The following is a 21775-nucleotide window of genomic DNA, read 5'->3' as shown; positions in this document are numbered from 1 at the left end:
GGACAAACCAAGGTTCAACACGCCACGATCAACTGCCAGTCAAATAGAGGGTCTCGGTAACCTGTTGTCAGCCAAAGACTTTTCTTGGCTCCTTTGACCGGAAAGCGTCTCCGATCAAATACCCATCAAACAAAATCAACGCACTGGGAGAGGTGCATGAGCACGTTGTCATCGAACTTCTGCTCTCTTCAACCAGACTGCCCCGACCTGTTGGCCGAAGCCCGCCGTGCCGAGGCCGCTGCCCATGCCGACCCGCGCACAGCCTGCTCCTACGCCCGCCGCAAGCTAGAACTGGCGGTGGCTTGGCTCTACAAGGCCGGAGGGGGCCGGGGTGGCCGAGCTCGGTGCCATGCCCGCAGCGCGGCTGTATGAGTCACCGTTCACCGATATCCACGCCCAAGGGCCAGGTGGCGTGTTTGACGGCAACAAGGTCGAGCAGCTGTTTCAGGCGCTGCAGGGGCTGCAGGCCGGGGGCGTCAGCATCCATCCGCAGACAACCAAAGCTCACACTGCACTCACCAAAGTAACGCATGAGGTTTTGACAAGATCCGCCTAAACGGGTGCGTCAAGCACCAGAGGTGCAAGCTCAAAACTCCAAAACGCTATCAATTAAATAGCTAACAGAGCATGCCCATCGGGCGGCAGGGGCAAAAAAACCTTGAAACCCTGGCCCCGGAGAGGTATCAGGTCTTGCCTGACCGCGCCGGGGACTTGGCCTTGGCGCCACCCACCTTGCGTTGGGCGGCAGGGGCAGGCACCACCTCCGACACAGCGGCCCGCGCAGGCCGTCGCAGCACCCCGTCACACAGGGTTGCAATGCACTGTTGCGCCACCTGCTCGGCCGTGTACTCGCCGCCGGGCTGGTACCAGCGGCCGATCCAGCTGAGCGCACCCGCAATCACAAAGGCCGTGATCTTGGGGTCGCAGGGCTGGATCGATCCCTCGGCCACGCCTTCGGCCACCAGGCGGCGGAACTCCTGGTCGATGGCGGACTTGAGGCGGCGCAGCTCTTTGCGGCTTTCGGGGGGCACCTGCTCGTCGCCCACGCGGATCAGGCACATGCCGAAGTCCATGGTGACGATGCGTGCGTACACCTGCATGCAGGTCATGAGCTGGTCGATGGCCTTGCCGCCTGCAGCACGCGACGCCTCGATGCCCTCCAGCATCATGTCCAGGCCCTGGCGCACGCACTGCAGCAGGATCTCGTCCTTGTTCTTCACGTAGTAATACAGCGTGGGCTTGGTCACGTTCAGGCGCGCGGCGATGTCGTCAAGCGAGGTGGCGTGAAAGCCGCGTTCGTTGAACAACTGGGCCGCCGCCTGCAACACGGCGTTGCGCTTGGCTTCGCGCTGGCGTTCACGGTGCGACACGGGCGCCCAGGGCGAAGCGGCGGCGGGCGCGTCGTCAGGCCCCGGGGCTGCGGGTGAAGGCTTGGGGGCCGCGCGCTGGGGGCTGCTGCCGCTGCTCGTGCTGCTTTTGCTGCTGCGTCGGGTCGATGCCGCTTTGGCCTGGGGCATGGGTGGCGATTCCTCGGGAAAGTACGGATGCTGAATGGGGTGGCGGCTTCCAGAATCTACTCACGAGTAAACAGTTTACGCAGAAGTAGGAAATTTCTACAGGGTCCGCGAGAAATTTCTGTCCAGAAGCTGCGAACAACCCGTATTAGAAAGCCAATGGAGACAACCCCTTCCGGCCCTTCTTCTTCCGCACCGCCCCTGCTCCAGGTAGAGGGCGTGACCCTTGCGTTCGGCGGCGTCAAGGCGCTGACTGGCGTAGGGTTTGATGTGTTGCCCGGCTCCATCACCGCCGTCATCGGCCCCAACGGTGCGGGCAAGACCTCGCTGTTCAACACCATCTCGGGCTTTTACCGGCCCAGCCAGGGGTCCATCCGCTTTCAGGGCCAGGACATCACCCGCGTGCCTGCACCGCAGCGCGCCAAGCTGGGCCTGGGCCGCAGCTTTCAGAACATTGCGCTGTTTCGCGGCATGACGGTGCTCGACAACATCAAGCTCGGCCGCCACGCGCACCTCCAAACCAACGTGCTCGACGCGCTGTTCTACCTGGGCAGCGCACGCCGCGAAGAAGCCGAACTGCGCCGCGACATCGAGGAGCGCATCATCGACTTCCTCGAAATCGACCACATCCGCCACGCACCCGTATCGGCCCTGCCCTACGGCCTGCAAAAGCGCGTGGAGATGGCCCGCGCCCTCGCCATGCAGCCGCAGATTCTGATGCTGGACGAACCCGTGGCCGGCATGAACCGCGAAGAGACCGAAGACATGGCGCGCTTCATCCTCGACGTGCGCGAGGAGTGGGGCGTGACGGTGCTGATGGTCGAACACGACATGGGCATGGTGATGGACCTGTCGGACCACGTGGTGGTGCTCAACTTCGGCCAGGTCATCGCACAGGGCACTCCCGCCGCCGTGCAGGCCAACCCCGAGGTCATCCGCGCCTACCTGGGCGCAGGCGACGTGGGCGACCTGCGCGCCAAGCTGCAGGGGGTGACCACCGCATGACCGGCAACTTCGACTGGGCCTACCTGTTTGAGATCAGCCTCACCGGCATCGCCGGGGGCGGTCTATACGCACTGGCCGCACTGGCTTTCGTCATGGTCTACAAGGCCACCCGCGTGGTCAACATTGCCATCGGCGAGCTGCTGATGGTGGGCGCCTACCTGTTCTTCACCTTTGCATCGATGTTCGCGCTACCGCTGTGGCTGGCCATCCCGGCCGCCGTGCTGGGCACGGGCCTGCTGGGCGCGGTAATCGAGCGCACCATGATCCGCCCGCTGCTGGGCGAGCCGCCGATCTCCGTCTTCATGGTCACCGTGGGCCTGGCCTCGGTGCTGGTGGGCCTGGTGGAAATGATCTGGACGGCTGACCAGCGCCGCCTGCCCGACTTCATGCCCACGCAGCCCATCATGGTGGGCGACGCGTTCCTCGCGCCCAAGGTGTTTTGGGGCGCCGTGATCGCCATCGTTTTCATCGCAGCGGTGCTGGTGGTATTCCGCTTCTGGCGCGGCGGCGTGGCCCTGCGCGCCACGGCCAGCGACCAGGCGGCCGCGTACTCGGTGGGCATCAACGTGCCGCGTGTGTTCTCGCTGGCCTGGGTGGCATCGGCCATGCTGGCGGCCATCTCCGGAATCATCGTGGGGTCGATTGGCGGCATCTCGTCCAGCATGGGTGTGTTCGGGCTGTCGGTGCTGGTGGTCGTCATCGTGGGCGGGCTCGACAGCGTGCTCGGCGCGCTCGTCGGCGGCATCCTGATCGGCCTGATCGAGGCACTGGCCGGGGCCTACCTGGGCGGCGAATACAAGCTGCTGGCCACCTTCATCGTGCTGGTCGCGGTGCTGCTGGTGCGGCCGTACGGCCTGTTCGGCACCCACGAAATCGAGAGACTGTAAGGCCGACCCCATGCGCATCGGAACCCTCAAGGAAACCTACATCGCCGACGCGGCGCTGTTCGACTCGCGCACGCAAAGGGTGTGGCTGGCCGTGGGCGCTGCGCTGCTGGTGGTGTTCCCGTTCATGGCCAGCGACTACTGGCTGTACCTGGCCTGCCTGGTCAGCATCAATGTGGCCAGCGCCACGGGGCTCAACATCCTCACGGGCTACACAGGCCTCGTCAGCCTGGGGCAAGCGGCCTTCATGGGCCTGGGCGCCTACACCGTGGCCGTGCTGGAAACCAAGGTGGGCACGCCCTTTGTGCTCAACCTGCTGGCCGGTGGTTTTGTCGCCATGCTGGGCGGCATCGTGGTGGGCATTCCTTCGCTGCGCGTGAAGGGGCTGTACCTGGCGATTGCCACAATTGCCGCATCGTTCATCGCGCACTTCATCTTTGCCAACTGGAAGTTCACCGGCGGCACCGGCGGCCTGAGCGTGCCACCCGCCAAGCTGTTCGGCATGGCGCTCGACACCTCGTTCCGGCTGTACTGGCTCATCGTGCCCGTCACCATCCTCATGCTGCTGGGCGCGGCCAACCTGTTCCGCACGCGCGTGGGCCGTGCCTTCATCGCCATCCGCGACCGCGACATCTCGGCCGAGGTGCTGGGCATACCGCTGCTGCGCTACAAGCTGCTGTCGTTTGGACTGTCGTCGTTCTATGCGGGTGTGGCAGGCGGGCTGTGGGCGTACTTCTTCCGCGTGGTCACGCCCGAGAGTTTTCCGCTGCTCATGTCCATCTTCTTCCTGGCGGCCATCATCGTCGGCGGCATGGGCTCCATCCTGGGCGGCATCCTGGGCGCCGTGTTCATGACCATGGTGCCCGAGCTGCTCAAGCTCGTGGTGGACCTGGTGCCCGGTGGCAGCGAACTCACAGTGTTCCTCTCGCCCGTGCGCACGGTCATATTTGGCCTGCTCATCATCGGCTTCCTCGTCTTCGAGCCCCATGGCCTGGCCGAAGTGTGGCGGCGCGTCCGTCGTTTCTTCCATCTCTGGCCTTTCCGCAACTAAACCTATAGGAGACAACCATGGACACACAACGCACTTCCTTCCAGCGCCGCCAACTTTTGCTCGGAGCCGCTGGCGCCGCTGCCCTCACCAGCCCGCTGTCGGTGCTGGCCCAAGGCGCCGAAGAGATCGTGATCGGTGGCTCCATCCCGCTCACCGGCGTGTTCGCGTTTGCGGGGGTCGGCATTAACGCGGGCATGGGCGACTACGTGAAGATGCTCAACGACGCGGGTGGCATCAAGGGCCGCAAGGTCAAGTACGTGCCCGAAGACACGGGCTACAAGGTCGATGTGTAGGTGGCTGCGTTCAAGAAGATCACCAGTCAGAACAAGGTCAACCTGTACTACGGCGACTCCACAGGCTTCTCCAAAACCATCAACCCCGAGCTGGACCGCAACGGCAACATCCTGATGGCGGGCGCATCGTTTGCCACCGAACTCAACGACCCCACGAAGTACCCCAACCAGTTTCTGGTCGGCCCCGACTACACCGAGATGTTCGGCATCCTGCTCAAGCACATCGCCAAAGAGAAGCCCGGCGCCAAGGTGGCCTTCGTGTACTCCGATTCCGAATTCGGCCGCGACCCCATAGAGTCCAGCGAAGCCATGGCCAAGAAGCTCGGCCTGTCGGTGCCCATCAAGATCATGACGCCCGCTGGCAGCGTGGACGTGTCCACCGAAGTCATCAAGCTGCGCCGCGCTGCGCCCGACTACACCATCTTCCACGGCTACATCCTCGCACCCATCCCCGAGTTCATCACCCAGGGCAAGCAGCAGGGCATGACCAGCAAATGGATGGGCACCTTCTGGACCATGGACAGCTCCACCGTGATGAAGATGGGCGAGGCCGCCGACGGCTTCATGGGCGTGATGCCCTACCGCTACTACTACGACACCGAAAAGGCGCCCATGCTGGAGAAGATCCGTGCCATGCGCCCCGAGTACCAGAGCACGGCCTACATCCAGGGCTTCCTGGCCGCCATGCTGTTCACCGAATCGGCCAAGCGCTGCCTGGATGCGGGCAAGCCGCTCACAGGCCCCAACCTCAAGACCGCGCTCAACTCCATCAAGGACTTCGACACGGGTGGCCTGATCGGTGTGCCGATCACCATCAGCGGCAACTCCATCCCCGTGGGCCGCGTGTACCGCGCCGACATGAAGGCCCAGAAGATGGTTGCGGCCTCCGACTGGATCAAGCTCTGACCCTGCTGTTGCCATGACCCAGCCAACCCCGGCCCACGTCCTCGAAGTCAACAACATCGAGGTCATCTACAACAAGGTGGTGCAGGCCCTGCGCGGCCTGTCGCTGGCCGTGCCACGGGGGCAGATCGTGGCACTGCTGGGCAGCAACGGGGCGGGCAAGAGCACCACGCTCAAGGCCATCTCGGGCCTGTTGGCGCTGGAGGATGGTGTGGTCGAAAGCGGCAGCATCCACTTCAACGGCCAGCCTACAGCGGCCCTCGCACCGCAGCAGCTGGTGCGCAACGGCCTGAGCCATGTGATGGAAGGCCGCCGCGTGTTTGAAGACCTCACGGTCGAAGAGAACCTGGTGGCAGCGACCTATGCGCTCACAGGGCGCAAGGATGCGACGCCGGATTTCGATCTGGTCTACAGCTACTTCCCGCGCCTGCACGAGCGGCGCAAGGGCCTGGCCGGCTACCTGTCGGGCGGTGAGCAACAGATGCTGGCGATTGGCCGCGCACTCATCGCGCAGCCCCAGCTCATCCTGCTCGACGAACCCTCGCTGGGCTTGTCTCCCAAGCTCGTCGAAGACATCTTCACCATCATCGCGCGCATCAATGCCGAGCGCGGCACCAGCATGCTGCTGGTGGAGCAAAACGCCACCGTGGCGCTGGCCGTGGCGCACCGGGGCTACATCATGGAGAACGGCAAGATCGTGATCGACGGCACGGCCGAGCGCCTGGCCAACGACCCCGATGTGCGCGAGTTCTACCTGGGCATGGGCGGTGGCGGCGAGGCCAAGAGCTTCAAAGAGATCAAGCACTACAAGCGCCGCAAAAGATGGCTGTCATGACGCTCCCCGACTTCACCCTGCCCCAAATGCTGCGCGAGCGCGCGCGCACCGACGCGCAGCGCATCGCCATCCGGCAAAAGGACTTCGGTATCTGGAAGCCCTTCACCTGGGCGCAGTACCACCAGCGCGCCAGCCACTTCGGCCTGGGGCTGCGCGCGCTGGGCCTGCCTGCGGGCGGGCATGTGGGCGTGATCTCCGAGAACCGCATCGAGTGGGTGCTGGCCCAGATGGGCGCGGGCCTGGTGGGCGCGGTGACCGTGGGTGTCTACCCCACCAGCCCCACCAACGAGGTGGCCTATGTGGTGGGCCATGCCGACATCGAAATCATGGTCTGCGAAGACCAGGAGCAGACCGACAAGCTGCTGGCCGCACTGCCCGAGCTGCCGCGCCTGAAAAAGATCGTGGTCATGGAGACCAAGGGCCTGCGCAGCTTTGCGCCGGAGGTGCGGCAGTTCATCACCACGTTTGACGAGGTCGAACAGCTGGGCGCGGCATCGGGCCAGCAGGCGATCATCGACGACGCCCTTGCACGCCAGCGGCTGGATGACGTGGGCCTGATGATCTACACCTCGGGCTCCACCGGCAAGCCCAAGGGCGCGATGATTTCGTACCGCAACATCCGGGGCGTGGTGCCGGGCATCGTGGACCGGCTGGAACTGTCGCAAGGCACCACACACCTGTCGTACCTGCCGCTGTGCCATGTGGCCGAGCAGATGCTGACCAGCATTGTGCCCGTGTACATCGGCTCGCAGGTGAACTTTGGTGAATCCATCCGCACCGTGCAGGAAGACCTGCGCGAAGTCGCGCCCACCATGTTCCTGGGCGTGCCTCGCATCTGGGAAAAGCTGCACGCGGCCATCCACATCAAGCTGCAGGAAACCGGTGGCCTGCGCCGCGCGCTGTTCCACAAGGCCTACAACGCCTGCAAGCCGCTGGCCGAGAAGCCGCGCAGTGCCTGGAGCGCTGCCGACAAGCTCACCTTTGCTGCGAGCTACTGGCTGGTGTTCCGCGCGCTGCAGAACTTCATCGGCCTGCGAAACGCGCACGTCGCGCTCACGGGGGCGGCGCCCATTCCGCCCGACGTGGTCCGCTTCTTCCGTGTGCTGGGCGTGCCGCTCATCGAGGTGTATGGCCTGACCGAATCGACCGGCATGGTCACGGGCCACCGTCTGGACCATGTGGTGGTAGGCACCGTGGGCGTGCCCACGCAAGGCGTGGAGCACCGCATTGCCGACAACGGCGAACTCCAGCTCAAAGGCGACATGGTGTTTGCGGGCTACTACAAGAACCCCGAGGCCACGGCCAGCAGCATCGTGGGCGGCTGGCTGCACACCGGCGACGTGGTGCGCGAAGAGCAAGGCCAGATCAAGATCGTGGACCGTCTGAAAGACATCATGATCACGGCGGGCGGCAAGAACCTCACGCCCTCCGAGATCGAGAACACGATGAAGGGCAGCCCCTTTATCAAGGAATGCATCATCGTGGCCGAGGCGCGCAAGTTTGTCGGCGCGCTGGTGATGATCGACTACGAAACCGTGGGCAAATGGGCCGAGGCGCGGCGCATTCCGTTCACGCACTTTCGCTCGCTGGTGGAGCACCCCGAGGTGCGTGGCCTCATCGATGCCGAAATCAACCAGGGCAACCAGCGCCTGGCGCAGGTCTCGCAAATCCGCAAGTTCCACCTGCTCACCAAAGAGCTGGACCACGACGATGGTGAGGTGACCGCAACGATGAAAGTGCGCCGCTCCAGCATCTACAAAACCTACGCGGCCGAGATCGAGGCGCTGTACGGCTGAACGCGGGTTGGTGGACAGACCTGCAAGACCTGCCTGATCCGTTCACTATCAAAACAGGAGCTATAAGCGCTTTACTGGCGCGCTCAGAGGGCTTATTTGAGATGAAAAACACCGCAGCCATCCCCACCATTCACCCCTTGCTGCTGGAGCGTGACGGCGACATCGCCACGCTGCGCTTCAACCGGCCCGAGGCGCTCAACGCCATCGACGTGCCCATGGCCAACGCCTTCCTCGCCGCCGTGCAGTCCCTCGCCGCCGACCCCGGTGTGCGCGCCGTGGTGCTGTGTGGCAACGGCCGGGGCTTCATGGCCGGGGGCGACCTGGCCACGCTACGCGCCGACCTGGTGCAGGGCGCCATCGACATCCTCACGCCACTGAACCAGGCGTTGCTGCTGCTCGCGCAGATGAACGCGCCTGTCATCGCACAGGTGCACGGTGCGGCCGCCGGTGCGGGCCTGAGCCTGGTGCTGATGGCCGACTACGTGATCGCTGCCGAAGGCACACGCTTCAACCTGGCGTACATCAACCTCGGCACCAGCTGCGATGTGGGCGCCTCGTGGGCGCTGCCGCGCATCGTGGGTGTTCGCCAGGCGCTGGAGATTGCGCTGCTGGGCGAGGCCTTCACGGCCGACGACGCCCTGCGCCTGGGTCTCATCAACCGCGTGGTGCCCGCTGCCGAACTGGACAGCGCCACCGCCGCCCTGGCCCAGCGCCTGGCCAATGGTCCGACGCTGGCCTACGGCGCCATGAAACGCCTGATGCGCACATCGATGGACCACACGCTGCCCGAGCAGCTGGCCGCAGAAAAAGACGCCTTTGTGCGCTGCGCAGGCACCGAAGACTTCCGCGCGGGGGTAGAGGCGTTTCACCAGCGCCAGAGCCCGTCGTTTGCGGGCCGGTAAATGCCTGCGGCTGCGCTGCCCGCTTCACCAGCGCCGATGATTCCACGCCCTTACACTCCAGCCAAAACGGAGGGAGTGAGCGCATGAAGCCATCGCGTCAACAAGGCAAGCTGCTGTTCAAAATCCTGGGCGTCCTCGCCGGGATCGTGTTCATCGCTTTTGGAATGCAGGAACGGTCCGAGCTGTCCAGAACACTGAAGATCGGCAAACATGCTGTGGTGGAGCCCATCACGCAGTACACCGAATTCAAGAAAAGCGGCTCTTCCACCTACACCGCCGAGTTCCGCTTCAAGACGGAGAGCGGACAGCAGATGGTCGTCAAACACAGCTTCCCGGAAGAGGTGCTGGCCGAATTCAAGGCCAACCGCCCCGTGGAGATCGCCTATCTGCCGAACGACCCGAGCAGCTTCGTGTTCGTGAAGCAGGCCTCGTCCTGGACATTGGTGCTGGTGGGCGGCGCCTTGGCCCTGGCCGCGCTCCTTCTTCTCTGACCACCAGGCCAGACCGCATCAGCGATGTCTGTGCACAGGCACCGGACATTGGTCTGGGCCTCAGGACAGTGAGTTCGACGGCCAGCGATTGATGGCCGGGAAGGCGTCATCTAGAGTTTGGATCATGATCACCGTCCGCGCCGCCTCCGACCGGGGCCGCTCCTCCACCGGCTGGCTGCACAGCGCCCACAGCTTTTCGTTTGGCAGCTACTTCGACCTGCGCCACCAGGGCCACGGCAACCTGCTGGTGCTCAACGACGACACCGTGGCACCCGACCAGGGCTTTGGCAGCCACGGACACCGCGACATGGAGATCGTGAGCTATGTGCTCAGCGGCGCACTGGCCCACCGGGACAACGTGGCGCAACGCAGCCATGCAGACAGCACCACCCCTTCGCCCACCCCCACCGGCATCCTGCGCCCCGGCGATGTGCAGCGCATGAGTGCGGGTTGGGGCGTGCAGCACAGCGAGTTCAACGCGCTGCAGGACCAGGACACCCACTTCCTGCAGATCTGGTTCAAGCCCCTGTTCACGGGCATACGCCCCAGCTACGAACAAAAACATTTCCCGGCCGCAGACCGCAGGGGCCGCCTGGTGCGCATTGCCTCACGCAAGGGGCTGGAGGGCTCGGTCAGCATGAATGCCGACGCCTCCCTCTGGGCAGGCCTGTTCGACGGCGACGCAGAGAGCGCCACCCAGCCGCTCGACACCCAACGCCTGGCCTACGTACACCTGGCACGGGGCACCGTGCAGGTCAACGGCGTGCCACTGGCCGCTGGCGATGGCGCCTTGCTGGAAAACGAACACCAGCTGACCCTGGCCCACGGCGCAGGCGCCGAGGTACTGGTGTTCGACCTGGCCCGCCGATAACCCACGACCCGCCACCATGCCCCACCCCAACGCCTTTGCCCACCTGCCCGAACTGCAAGGCCGGCTCACCCCGGCCAGCGCCTCGGGCCTGCGCCTGACCGACGAGGTGCTGGCCGAGTGGGATGCCCAGGCCCGCAGCCAGGGCCTGCCCGCCCACTGGCGCCTGCCCGACAGCGAGGTGGAGCAATCCCGCCGCGATGTGCTTTCCACCATCACGGCCCAGCAGCAGGATCTGTGGGTGTTTGCCTATGGCTCGCTGATGTGGAACCCGGGCTTTCACTTTGCTGAGGTGCGCCGCGCACACCTGCCAGGGTATGCACGCCGTTTCTCCCTGGGCACCACGATAGGCCGGGGCACACCCGACTGCCCCGGGCTGGTACTGACGCTGGAGCCGGACACCGACGGGGCCTGCGAAGGCCTGGTTTTCCGGATCCCTGCCCCGCTGGTAGACGCCGAATCCCGCCTGCTCTGGCGCCGCGAGATGATCACCGGCGCCTACTGCCCCGCGCTGCTGGCCCTGCCCACCCCCCAGGGCACGGTGCAGGCGCTGGTGCTGGTCGCCAACACCCGGCACCCCCACCACCAGAGGGGCCTGTCGATGCAGTCCACCGCTGCCACCATCGCCCGCGCCTGTGGCCGCATTGGCAGCAACCGCGACTACCTGGATCAGCTCGTGCGACAGCTGGATGTGCTGGGGGTGGAGGATGGGTATGTGGACAGGCTAGCGGCGATGGTGGCGCGGATAGAGCCGTTTCCCTGACATTCGCAGCAGGGGATGCGTCCATGGTCCTCAATGGAACATTGGTGTTCAGGCTCCTGAGAAACCGCTGGTACGGTCCATGAAACAATGGCACAGAAAACCTCCGTGCCTGTTGTTCTTTCGCCTGCGTGCCCCATACGTCCACACCCAGGAGCCGATGGAAAAACACCCTGCGCTCCTGAATGCAGGGACAGCACCTCGAATTTATTCCGAAGCCTCTTCCATGAAAAAAATCCTCTGTATTGCGGCGTTTCTTTTTTCTTCCGTCGCCTTTGCCAACACTCTTGCACCCAAGGATCCTGTTTCAAGCATTATTTTGATGCCTTGGGATATCAATCAGGATGCCAATCTATTGAGTCGAATAAAGAAAAGTGGATTCACTCACATCACTTTTTATCTCAATTGGTCTGACATTGAGGTTCAAAAAAATAATCATCAATTCTCTCACTATCACAAGTACCTTGATGCCATTGTTAATAATGGAATTTCTCTTATATTGGTACTCGACATGGGAGGGAGAACGTATCTCAACGAGAACGGCCAAAAAGTACCTGACACCTCCACCGTACCAGCATGGATCTACAAAGATCATCCAGATTCAGTAATGAAAAATTTCTCTGGAGAATATCAATGGCAATTAGATTTTACTGATGAATTAATTCAAAAAAAATCAACGGAATTCATAGAAAAAACTGTTCATCACTTTTCCAACCGTTACCCAGGAAAGATACTTGGCTTTGCAGTGGGTCTTCAGGAAGAGCATGAGATAAAGTACGGACAAACTGGCTACCAATGGCGTGATTACAAGGAGTCTACCCAACAAGATTTTGCAAAAAAATATGGGGAGCCACAACCTGTCATCAACTACAACAACAATATTGAAATAGGTTCTCAAAAAGCAGAACCACTCCTCCATGCCCACAAAGAATACAGGGAGAACCGACTTCGCGATGCTACCTGCCTGTACTCCAAAGCCATTCAGAGAAAAGGAGCTTTGGCAATTGGCTACTTTGCCGAGACATTCACATCGCATGACGCAATCTATACAACCGGTGTTGTTGAAAAACTGGCAGGCTGCATCGATATTGCTGTGATCGATTTCAATTTCTATGACGGATATAAGCTTTTGCCAGACGCGGATGTTCTCCCAACACTTGCCAACTACATGGGCTCGCTAGGCTACAAGCAAATCATGGTGGGTGCCTATGCAGAAGTGTGGGAAAGACAAAAGAAAACCCACGAGCTGATTCCTGTTATCAATCGCTCCATCTCCCAATCACTTTCTCAACCCAACGTCATCGGTTTCGAGGTGGGAGGATTCCAGCGCCAGGCTACTGAAGGGCAATCAGCCACCGTCGATACAGAAAAACTCCGTGCCATTTCCGTCAAACCCGCAACAACCCGTCCGAATGTCGATCAGAAAAGAATCAAAATTGGCATTCTGGGTTCTACCACGAACTTCTATGTGTGGCATGGAGAAAGAAGCGCCGGAAGGAACATCCACCGAGATGCTCTGTTTGCGGCATACAAAATTCTGAGCGACCAACCAGAGCTGGATGTTTATCTCATTGGTGAAAAAAACTTGCTCCAGGACGATTTGATCGTTCAGAGCCTTGATGCCATCTTCGTGCCACACCAAGCAGCACTGCCACAAAGCATAAAATCCAAACTCACTACCTATTGGAAAAATGGTGGAGCACTCATCCAGGACATGCGGCTTGGAGAATTTGATGAAAATGGAAAACCCACCTTCGACTGGATGAACGAAGTATTTGGTATTGAAAAAATCAAATGGAATAACAAGGGTGGTATTTTTCTGGTGGATGGTGAAATTTATCGCCTCAAGCCATCCCGCCGTCTCTATACCAGCTACGCCTCTATCACCCCCCGGGCAGGCTACCAGTTGCTGGCCACAGACATCATGCAACGCGATAGCGGAATCATGGTGCGGGGAGAACGCACCTTGGCCTTCGGCTTGATGCCACAGCTGGTCGAAGACAGTACACAAGGTGTCTGGAGAAAACTATTTGTCCAGGAAATCAGGAACGTGGCGCAAAAAAGCAAACGCCTGTCCAAGTGATTTTCAGAACCCGGATGTCACGCCCCCTGCCGCCAGCAATGTGCACCGTCGCAGTCTGCGGTCAGCGCCCGCAGTGCGAACCGCAGGGGGCATGATCAGCTCAAAACGGCGCTGCTTCCGGGTCTGTGTCCACAGGCGCCTCCCGAGGCCCGGTCACCACGCCACCTCCCGCTGATTTACGTGCAGGTGCCGTGGGCGCCGAAACCCGTGGTGCAGCCGTGTTTGGAACAACAGCAGTTGCAGTGGCTGCCACCGCATCGGCCGCACTGGCCACACCACTCTCCGCCTCGCCCCCCAGCGCCTCGATCAGGTCGGGGATCAGCTTGACCAGCTCGCCGGTGGCAATCGCCACGTCAGTGTCAAAACCACCATCATCCGCTTTGGTGCCCTCGAACACGGTGTCGAGGAACGATACCTTCTTGATCTGCAGCCCCTCGGTGAGCATGAAGCTCACGCGGTCGTCCCAGGTGAGGGCGAGTTTGGTGGGCAGCTTGCCTGCGTCGATGTGGGCCTGCACCTCTTCGATGTCGAGCGGGTGGCGGGCGTAGCGCACCACGGCTTTTTCTTCGTTCGCGCTTTTGAGTTCACATTCACGGTCCACCGTGAAGCCCACGGGCGGTTCCTGCTCCTTGAGCCAGTGGGACATGGCGGCCTGGGGGCTGGTCTGGGTGTTGATGAGCGACACCGACAGGCCGGGCAGGGATTCGACCAGCAGCGTGACCACCTCGTCGGCACGGCCCTGGCTGGACGTGTCCAGCACCAGGAGGCGCGAGGCGGTGTCGATCCACACCCACATCGAGCCCTGCTTGGTGAAGGCCATGGGCAGCAGGTCCAGCTTGGCCTCGTCTTTGAGCTCCTTGCTTTCCTTCTTGCCGGGCTTGCGGCCGGTTTCCTGCTCGATGCGTTCGGCCTTTTCCTTGACCTTGCGCGCCAGCACGCTGCCGGGCAGCACCTTGGATTCGACCATGAAGCGCAGGATCCATTGGCCCCCGACCGACTCGGCCAGCGGGCCGTGGGCATCGCCGCGTGGCGGCACCCAGCCCAGGGATTTTTCCTGCGTGGCGCCACATTCCATGAAGGGCGCCTTGGCCAGTGCCTCTTCGATCTGCGTCAATTCCACCTGCCATTGCGGTGCAATGCGGTACACGATCATGTTCTTGAACACGGAAAACCTTTTGTTGGGTCGTTGGTGAATAAAAAGCAAGCCAACGGGCTCGGAACCCGCCATTGTCGGCGGTCGCCACCCCGGGCCTGATGCAGGCCCGCCGGGGCTGCGGCTTGACGCCTGTCAAAAGCTACAAATTTAATAGCTATAAAGACTTATCCATTGCGCGGAAGGCGGCATTTTGACCATAATGGACCATGGGAACAGGCCGCACCCCGATGAAGCTTCTTGGCACAACTTTACACAGCCTCATCCAACGCGCACGGCGGCGATACATGCGGGGCGGACACTGACCCTCAATCGCTGAAACGGTCGTTGCAGCGAGCCAACCCCTGTGAAAGGACTCCCTCCCATGGCATCCACCTTCCAACGCCGTTTTGCTGCCACCGCCTTGCTGGCAGCCATGGCCCTGCCCGTTCTGGCGCAACAGCCGCCTGCTGCGCCCCCTGCTGCTTCGGCCAAGGCCCCTGACGCCCGGCACGAGCGCCGCCACGGCGACCACGCCCAGCGCCATGCCAAGCACCTGGCCGAACTCAAGGCCCAGCTCAAGCTGACCGCCGCCCAGGAACCCGCCTGGACCAGCTTCACCACCGCCCTGCAGCCCGGCGAGCGCCCCGCCCGCCTGGACCGCCAGGACATGGACAAGCTCACCACCCCCGAGCGCATCGACCGCATGCGGGCCCTGCGCGCCCAGCATGCCGCCGAAGCCGACCGCCGGGGCGAGGCTACCAAGGCCTTTTATGCCGCGCTGACGCCCGAGCAGCAAAAGACCTTTGATGCCCAGGCACACCGTGGGCACCACATGGGCGGCATGAAGGGCGGCGAAGGCCGCCATGGGGGCCATGGCGGCCCGGGTGAACGCCACCACGGCGGCGCGAGCGGTAAACCCGGCCCGGCACCGGCACAGTAAGCCACGCAGGCACCAGCGGGCCCGCCTCCATGGCGTAGCCCCGCACATCCCCGCCCACCCGGCGCTCCTCCCCAGGACGCCGGGTTTTTTTGCGCTTTGCCCGGCTATGGGACTAGGGCTGTGGGGCCGGCGAGCCACCAGAGGACCCGCTGCAAACGCAGCACGAGGCCAAGGATGCCCATCCACAGGCCCCCAAAACCAGGGCCTGCGCCCGGATTGTGGATAAGTCTGGGAACAGTTCTGGCACAACCGGGCGGTTATCCACACAAAAAGGCAGTGCCGCAAAGTTGTTGTCTGTCGGCCCCGGGCTTTGTGCAGCCCGCCGCACAGACTTTGCGGCGACGCAAACCCGCGCCAGCATTCAGGAAAAAGGGTTTGTCCACAGAAACGGGGCTGCTCTATTACTACTGCTATTTATCTATAAAGCTATTAAAGAACAACCAGAACCGCCATTTCGGGGCCCCATTCACCCTCTGTGAGACGCAGGAAGGTGGGGATAGCGGCCCGATTCGGAGAACGGATCAAAAAACGGGGGGGGATTCCATCCGGCGACGGGACCTGGACGGCGCCAACACCTGCGTCTGGCCGGGACGGATGCCGCGTGCGGGGACGATGGGTGCCCTGCATCGCACTCCGTTAGCTACCCAATTGATAGCTAAAAAAGCTTACCCAATGCGCGCATAGGCCCAATTTGAATCAAAAATTTCACGACCTGGCGCCCGGTGCGTAAAACTGGGGATAGTTTTGGCACAAGCCAGGGGTTATCCACAGAAAACGCCGCCTGCGGGCTTTTGTCCCCGTTGCCGGGACAGCGGCAGCAGGGGTTGGTGCACAGGGTTGGCGCGGTGCTAAGTGCACGCCAGGGCAGCAGAAAACCCGGTTGTCCACAGCGGGGGCCGCCCCTTACTACTACGACTATGTATTTATAAAAGATATAAGAAGAAAGACAGGGAACAACTTCTCCGGGGTCCGGAGCACCGCGGCAGGGGACCCCATGCGTGGCCGTCACCGCATGTCGGGGCCTCAGGGTGATGGCCAGCCGTCCCTGCACAGGTCAAACGTGACGAAAGGGGGGCGAGAAGGACAAAAAGGGCGAAAAAAAACGCAGCCTTGGCTGCGGTTCGGTCCAGGTCTGCGGGAAAAGCAGAGAAAAGAAAGGGCCCTACGCCGCCGGTGCCCGCAGGAAGGCGTCCAGGAGGTCCACAGACAGGGGGCGGCTGAACAGGTAGCCCTGGTAGAGCTGGCAGCCTGCGCGGGCCAGCAGCTCGCGTTGCTCGGTGCTCTCTACGCCTTCGGCAATCACTTCCAGGCCCAGGCTGCGCGACAGGCCGATGATGGTGTCCACAATCGCCGCGTCGTTCGGGTCGGTCAGCAGGTCGCGCACAAAGCTTTGGTCGATCTTGAGCTGGTCCAGCGGCGCGCTTGAGGTAGCTCAGGCTGGAGTAGCCGGTGCCGAAGTCGTCCAGAGAAAAACCCACGCCATAGCTGCGCAGCGCTTCCATGGTGGCGATGGTGGTTTCCATGTCCTCCACCAGCACACTTTCGGTCAGCTCCAGCTTGAGCTGGCCGGATGGGGCGCCCGTGATCGCCAGCACCCGGGCCACGTCGTCCACAAAACTGGCATGGCGGAACTGGCGCGAACTCACGTTCACGGCCATGGTCAGGTGGGCCAGGGCCGGGTCTTGCTGCCAACTGGCCAGCTGCTGGCAGGCGTTGTGCAGCACCCAGCGGCCCAGGGGCAGGATGAGCCCGGTCTCCTCGGCCAGCGGGATGAACTGCGCAGGCGAGACCATGCCCCGCTGTGGATGGGCCCAGCGCACCAGCGCTTCCACCCCCACACATTGGCCGGTGTGGCGCATCTGCGGCTGAAAGTGCAGCAAGAATTCATCCTGCGCCAGGGCCGAGCGCAGGTCGGCCTCCAGCGCGGCGCGGGCCGTGACCACGGCCTGCATGTCGGGGTCAAAAAAGCGCAGCGTGTTGCGCCCCGCCGTCTTGGCCTGGTACATGGCCAGGTCGGCCTGCTTGAGCAGCTCGCCCACGCTGGTCAGCTCGCCTGCAAAGGGCGCAATGCCGATGCTGGGCGTGCTGCGGTACTGGTAGCCCTCCAGCGCATAGGGCACGGCCAGCATGGTCAGTATCTTTTCGCCCACGCTGCGGGCGTGCAGCGCCAGCTCGTGCGGCTTGGGGCTGAGTTCTTCCAGCATGACCACAAACTCGTCGCCCCCCAGCCGGGCCACCGTGTCCACGCTGCGCACGCAGGTGTTCAGGCGCTGCGCCACCTGCTGCAGCAGCAGGTCGCCCTGGTCATGGCCCAGGGTGTCGTTCAAGGTCTTGAAGTTGTCCAGGTCGATGAACAGCAGCGCCCCGCCCTGCTGGCGCCGCTGCGCGGTGGCCAGGGCCTGGTGCATGCGGTCCATGAGCAGCATGCGGTTGGGCAGGCCGGTGAGTGCGTCGTAAAACGCCAGGCGCTGGATCTCGCGCTCATTGGCCTTGCGCTGGCTGATGTCGGTGTTGATCGCCAGGATGGACTGCGGCTGCCCATCGTCGCCGCGCACCAGCGTCCAGCGGCCTTCAACCTCGATGGTGCTGCCGTTGCGGTGGCGTTGCACGATCTCGCCCGTCCACTCACCCTGCTCCAGCACCGTTTGGGTGGCGTGGCGGAAATGGGTGGGGTCGTCGTAGAGCAGGGTCTCGATGGACTGGCCCAGCGTCTGTAGTTGTGACCAGCCATACAGGCGCTCGGCACTTTTGTTCCAGTAGATGGCGCGGTGCTCCAGGTCGCGCACCACGATGGCATCCTGTGCCTTGTCCAGCAGCGAGGCCTGGTGGCGGATGCGGGCATCGGCCAGCTGGCGTTCGATCTCGGCCGAGGCGCGCGAGGCAAAGATCTGCAGCGTGGAGGCGATGAAGTCGGTTTCGGCAATCGGCTGGCGGAACAGCACGAACACGATGCCCACCACCTCACCGTCGGCATTGCACAGCTGCTGGCCTGCATAGGCCTGGGCGCCGACCTTGGCGAGGATGGGTGCCTCGGGGTAGAGCTGCTGCACCTTGTCGGCCACCACATGGGTGCGCTGCGCCATCAGCAGCAGGCTGGGGGTGCCCGCCAGGGAGTATTCGTCGTTGGGCAGCATCTGACCGTCGAGCACGGCAGCCAGCGTCGCCACCCGGGGCGGCTGGTCCTTGGCGGTGGCGGGCAGCAACCGCACCACGCAGCCGCCTTGCGCATCCAGCGCGTCGGCCATGTTGCGCACCAGCTGCACAAAAAACTCGGTGCCTGTGCTGGCTGACACCGCCGCCGCCACCTTGAGCACCGAGGCCTGCAGCCGCTGCTGCGCCTTGTGCGCGCGCAGGCTGGTGATGCCAAAGGCCAAGTCGCTGGCCAGCTCCTGCAGCAGCGCGGCTTCCTCGGGGCTGATCTGCAGGATGTCGGGGGCGTACAGGTAGAGCAGGCCAAAGGCTCGGTCCTGGTCGCGGTGCCGCAGGGGCAGGCAGATCACGCCGTGGAAACCGTTGTCCAGCATGCGCTCGGTCCAGTCGGCAAAGTCGCCTTCGGTGCGGATGTCCTGCACGATCACGGGCTGGCCCGAACGGATGGCCATGCCTGCCGGGCCCCGCCCATAGCGGTCGTCGGCCGACCAGGACAGGTGCAGGTTCTCCAGGTAGTGTTCGTTGTAGCCCGCGTGGGCGACGGGCTGGATGGACTTGCGTTCATCGTCCAGCGCCAATCCCACCCAGCCCATGCGGTAGCCGCCGATGTCCACCGCAATCTGGCAGATGGCCTGCAGCAAGGCTGTTTCGGAGGTGGCGCGCACCAGGGTTTCGTTGCAGGCGCTCAAGAGGCGCTGCGCGCGGCCCATGCGCGCCAGTTCGCGCTCGGTGCGCAGGCGCTCGGTCACATCGGTGGCCAGCACCTGCCGGGCCGGGCGGCCATTGAAGCTGATGCTGCCCGCCGTGATCTCCACGTCCATGAACGAGCCGTCTTTTTTGACATGGCGGCTGATGACCGGCTTGTTGCGCTGGTCCATGGGGATGGCGTCGATGGACGCGCGGATGGCATCGCGCCGCTCAGCAGGCCACAGGTCGGTCATCTGCATGGTCAGCAGCTCGGCCTCAGTGTAGCCGTAGTGGGTTTCCATCGACCGGTTCACGGCCTGCAGCCGCTGCGTTTCCTTGTCGTACACCCACATCGGGTGCGGGTGCTCGTCAAACAGCATGCGGTACTGCAGCTCGGACGCGTGCAGCTGCCCGGCCACATGGCGCAGCTGCACCATGGCGCCCAGGGATTCGGTGAGGATCTCCAGGTGGGCCACATCGCGGCGTGAGAACGCGTTGGTCTTGTCGGAGGTGACCTTGAGCGAGCCCACGATGGCGTCGCCGCTGCGCAGCGGCACGGCCATCACCGACAGGACGCCATGGCGGTGCGGCATCGAGGCCATGTCCCAGCCCTCGGCCTCGGTGTCGTTGCACACCACGGTCTGGCCCTGGCTGAGCGCGGGCCACAGCAGGCTCTGGTCTACGGGCAGCAGGTTGCCCACCGGCCGCACATGGTCGCCCGCCGAGGCCTGTGCCACCAGCTGGCGACCCCCCTGCAGCAGCTCCACCATCGCGCCGCGCGCATGGGTCTGGCGCAGCACGGTGCTGGCAACCAGCTGCAGCACCTCGGGCAAGGGCATGTCCAGCGACGAGATGCGCTGCTGCACCTGCAGCAGCTCGGCATGGTTTTGCGCATCGCGCTGGGCGTCCAGGTCGGCCAGCTTCTGGGCGCTGATGTCGGTCATGCCGCCCACCATGCGCACAGCCTTGCCCTGCAGGTCGCGGATCAGGAAGCCCCGGTCCAGCACCCAGGCGTAGCTGCCATCCTGGCGGCGAAAACGGTATTCGTCCGACCAGTGGTTGGCCGTGCCATCGATGGCCGCGTGGATGCCATCGAGCACCGCAGCGCTGTCGTCGGGGTGCAGGCGCAGGGTCCACGAGGTGCTGTCGGGCGGCAGCTGGTCCAGTGGCACGCCAAACAGGTTCTGCATGCCTTCGTTCCACCACATCGCATCGGTGTGCAGGTTCCAGTCCCACACGGCATCGGCCGTGGCGCGCGACACCAGGTGAAACCGCTCTTCGCTGAACTGCCGCGCCTGGTGGGCCTGGTGCTGGGCCGAGATGTCCTGGAACGCGCCCTGCACGCGGACGATGCGGCCGTCCGCATCGCGCACTGCCTGGCCCGCCGTGCGCACCCAGAAGTGCCGGTCGCCGGGCATCACCATCTCGGCCTCGATGTCAAACGGCGCGCCTGTGAGCACACAGTCGTTGAAGGCCTTTTGTACGGCTGCCCGGTGTGGCACGGTGTAGAACTGCAGGAGCTGTGCCGCCGTGCCCGTGCGTTGTGCAATGCCGTAGGCGGCAGCAATTTCGTCGGACCAGCTCAGCTGCATGCCGGGCAGCTCGACGGTCCAACCGCCGACCCGTGCAATCTGTCCCGTCACGCGCAGTGCCTCACCCTGCGCGGCCAGCTCGGCGTGCATCTGGTCGCGCTGCTGCACGAGGTCGCCCAGCAGCCGTTTCTGGCGGCGCAGCTCCAGCTGCATCATGGTCTGCTCAGCCAGGATGCGTAGGCCTTCCAGCTGTTCGGGCGAGAGGCTGCGCGGCACACCGTCCAGCACCGCCAGGGTGCCCAGCGCAAACCCCTCGTTCGTGACCAGGGGTACGCAGGCATAAAAGCGAATGTGGGGTTCTTCCAGCACCAGCGGGTTGCTGGCAAAGCTGGGGTCCAGGGTGGTGTCGGGCACCACCCGGGGCTCGCGGCTGCCGCTCAGGGCGTGGGCGCAGAACGCAATCGCACGGTCGGTTTCGCGGAAGGGAACGCCCACCGTGGCCTTGAACCACTGGCGTTCATGGTCCACAAAGTTGACCACCGCCATCGGGCAGTGGCATACCTGCGCGGCCAGCTTGGCCAGCTGGTCAAAACTTTCTTCGGCCGGGGTGTCGAGGATCGCGTAAGACTGCAGTGCCTGGAGCCTTGCGGCTTCTGCGGTGGCTTGCGCTGGTGGCATGGTCGTCAGGCAAGCACGGAGCCCAGGCGCGCGCATCGGCACAGCCGGATCAGGGCGACCGGGGTGGCTGGGCAGGCGCAGGGCAGCGGGATCAACAAGGCAGTCGGACAGCAGGCGGGCACACGCTGAACGCTTGCACCACGGGTAAAAATCCAGGGGGCGGCAGCCCCAAGGTTCAAAGGGGCAATGCTACACCGCACAGACACCCCCTGCGGGGGCGCTGAATGGGGGTTTGCCCCAGATGAACCGGGGGCCACACGCCCGGTGG

Annotated in this window: 14 protein-coding genes and 2 pseudogenes; 13 read left to right on the top strand and 3 right to left on the bottom strand. The window is 63.4% G+C overall.

Going from position 1 to position 21775, the window contains the following annotated elements:
- Positions 1-156 precede the first annotated feature (156 nt).
- On the top strand, positions 157-372 hold the full coding sequence (locus ACSQ3O_RS00315; RefSeq protein WP_436137439.1) for a hypothetical protein: 216 nt from the start codon (positions 157-159) through the stop codon (positions 370-372).
- 311 nt (positions 373-683) lie between these two features.
- Here the strand turns inward: ACSQ3O_RS00315 and ACSQ3O_RS00310 are convergent, their stop codons facing one another.
- Positions 684-1517, bottom strand: coding sequence for a TetR/AcrR family transcriptional regulator (locus tag ACSQ3O_RS00310; protein ID WP_436137438.1), 834 nt, complete (start codon positions 1515-1517; stop codon positions 684-686).
- Positions 1518-1673: 156 nt separating this feature from the next.
- On the opposite strand from ACSQ3O_RS00310, the gene ACSQ3O_RS00305 reads away from it, so the two are divergent.
- The 11 genes and pseudogenes from ACSQ3O_RS00305 to ACSQ3O_RS00255 all read left to right on the top strand — a co-directional run bounded on the left by ACSQ3O_RS00305 (position 1674) and on the right by ACSQ3O_RS00255 (position 13385).
- Entirely contained in the window at positions 1674-2519 is an 846-nt protein-coding gene (locus ACSQ3O_RS00305; RefSeq protein ID WP_436137437.1) for an ABC transporter ATP-binding protein, read from the top strand.
- Entirely contained in the window at positions 2516-3406 is an 891-nt protein-coding gene (locus ACSQ3O_RS00300) for a branched-chain amino acid ABC transporter permease (protein ID WP_056056932.1), read from the top strand. Before ACSQ3O_RS00305 ends, ACSQ3O_RS00300 begins: the two co-directional genes overlap by 4 nt.
- Positions 3407-3416: 10 nt before the next feature.
- Positions 3417-4454, top strand: coding sequence for a branched-chain amino acid ABC transporter permease (locus ACSQ3O_RS00295; protein WP_436137436.1), 1038 nt, complete (start codon positions 3417-3419; stop codon positions 4452-4454).
- A 17-nt stretch (positions 4455-4471) separates the two neighbouring features.
- Positions 4472-5653: pseudogene (locus ACSQ3O_RS00290) on the top strand (ABC transporter substrate-binding protein).
- Positions 5654-5666: 13 nt separating this feature from the next.
- Positions 5667-6485, top strand: coding sequence for an ABC transporter ATP-binding protein (locus ACSQ3O_RS00285; protein WP_291472800.1), 819 nt, complete (start codon positions 5667-5669; stop codon positions 6483-6485).
- Positions 6482-8281 carry an AMP-dependent synthetase/ligase gene (locus ACSQ3O_RS00280; protein ID WP_436137435.1) on the top strand — a complete coding sequence of 600 codons (1800 nt, stop codon included), beginning with the start codon at positions 6482-6484 and terminating at the stop codon, positions 8279-8281. The genes ACSQ3O_RS00285 and ACSQ3O_RS00280 overlap by 4 nt, the downstream gene beginning before the upstream one ends.
- A gap of 101 nt (positions 8282-8382) precedes the next feature.
- The gene (locus ACSQ3O_RS00275; protein WP_436137434.1) at positions 8383-9183 is read left to right on the top strand and encodes an enoyl-CoA hydratase/isomerase family protein; all 801 of its coding nucleotides are present in this window, start codon (positions 8383-8385) and stop codon (positions 9181-9183) included.
- Positions 9184-9266: 83 nt separating this feature from the next.
- Positions 9267-9674, top strand: coding sequence for a DUF3592 domain-containing protein (locus ACSQ3O_RS00270; protein WP_137747408.1), 408 nt, complete (start codon positions 9267-9269; stop codon positions 9672-9674).
- A 124-nt stretch (positions 9675-9798) separates the two neighbouring features.
- The gene (locus tag ACSQ3O_RS00265) at positions 9799-10545 is read left to right on the top strand and encodes a pirin family protein (protein ID WP_436137433.1); all 747 of its coding nucleotides are present in this window, start codon (positions 9799-9801) and stop codon (positions 10543-10545) included.
- Positions 10546-10561: 16 nt separating this feature from the next.
- A complete protein-coding gene (locus tag ACSQ3O_RS00260) occupies positions 10562-11305 on the top strand; it encodes a gamma-glutamylcyclotransferase (RefSeq protein ID WP_436137432.1) in 744 nt (247 codons plus the stop codon).
- Between the two features lie 79 nt (positions 11306-11384).
- Positions 11385-13385, top strand: a complete 2001-nt coding sequence (locus ACSQ3O_RS00255; RefSeq protein WP_436137431.1) for a beta-galactosidase — start codon at positions 11385-11387, stop codon at positions 13383-13385.
- Between the two features lie 100 nt (positions 13386-13485).
- Here the strand turns inward: ACSQ3O_RS00255 and ACSQ3O_RS00250 are convergent, their stop codons facing one another.
- The gene (locus tag ACSQ3O_RS00250) at positions 13486-14550 is read right to left on the bottom strand and encodes a recombination-associated protein RdgC (protein ID WP_436137430.1); all 1065 of its coding nucleotides are present in this window, start codon (positions 14548-14550) and stop codon (positions 13486-13488) included.
- Between the two features lie 352 nt (positions 14551-14902).
- On the opposite strand from ACSQ3O_RS00250, the gene ACSQ3O_RS00245 reads away from it, so the two are divergent.
- Positions 14903-15460, top strand: coding sequence for a Spy/CpxP family protein refolding chaperone (locus tag ACSQ3O_RS00245; protein WP_436137429.1), 558 nt, complete (start codon positions 14903-14905; stop codon positions 15458-15460).
- A 1162-nt stretch (positions 15461-16622) separates the two neighbouring features.
- On the opposite strand, the pseudogene ACSQ3O_RS00240 reads toward ACSQ3O_RS00245, so the two are convergent.
- Positions 16623-21507: pseudogene (locus ACSQ3O_RS00240) on the bottom strand (EAL domain-containing protein).
- Between the last annotated feature and the right edge of the window lie 268 nt (positions 21508-21775).

This window comes from Acidovorax sp. LjRoot74 (assembly GCF_964254355.1).
Taxonomy (GTDB): Bacteria; Pseudomonadota; Gammaproteobacteria; order Burkholderiales; family Burkholderiaceae_C; genus Acidovorax.
The sequence above is the reverse complement of the archived record's forward strand: the minus strand, read 5'-3'. Positions and strand labels throughout refer to the sequence as shown.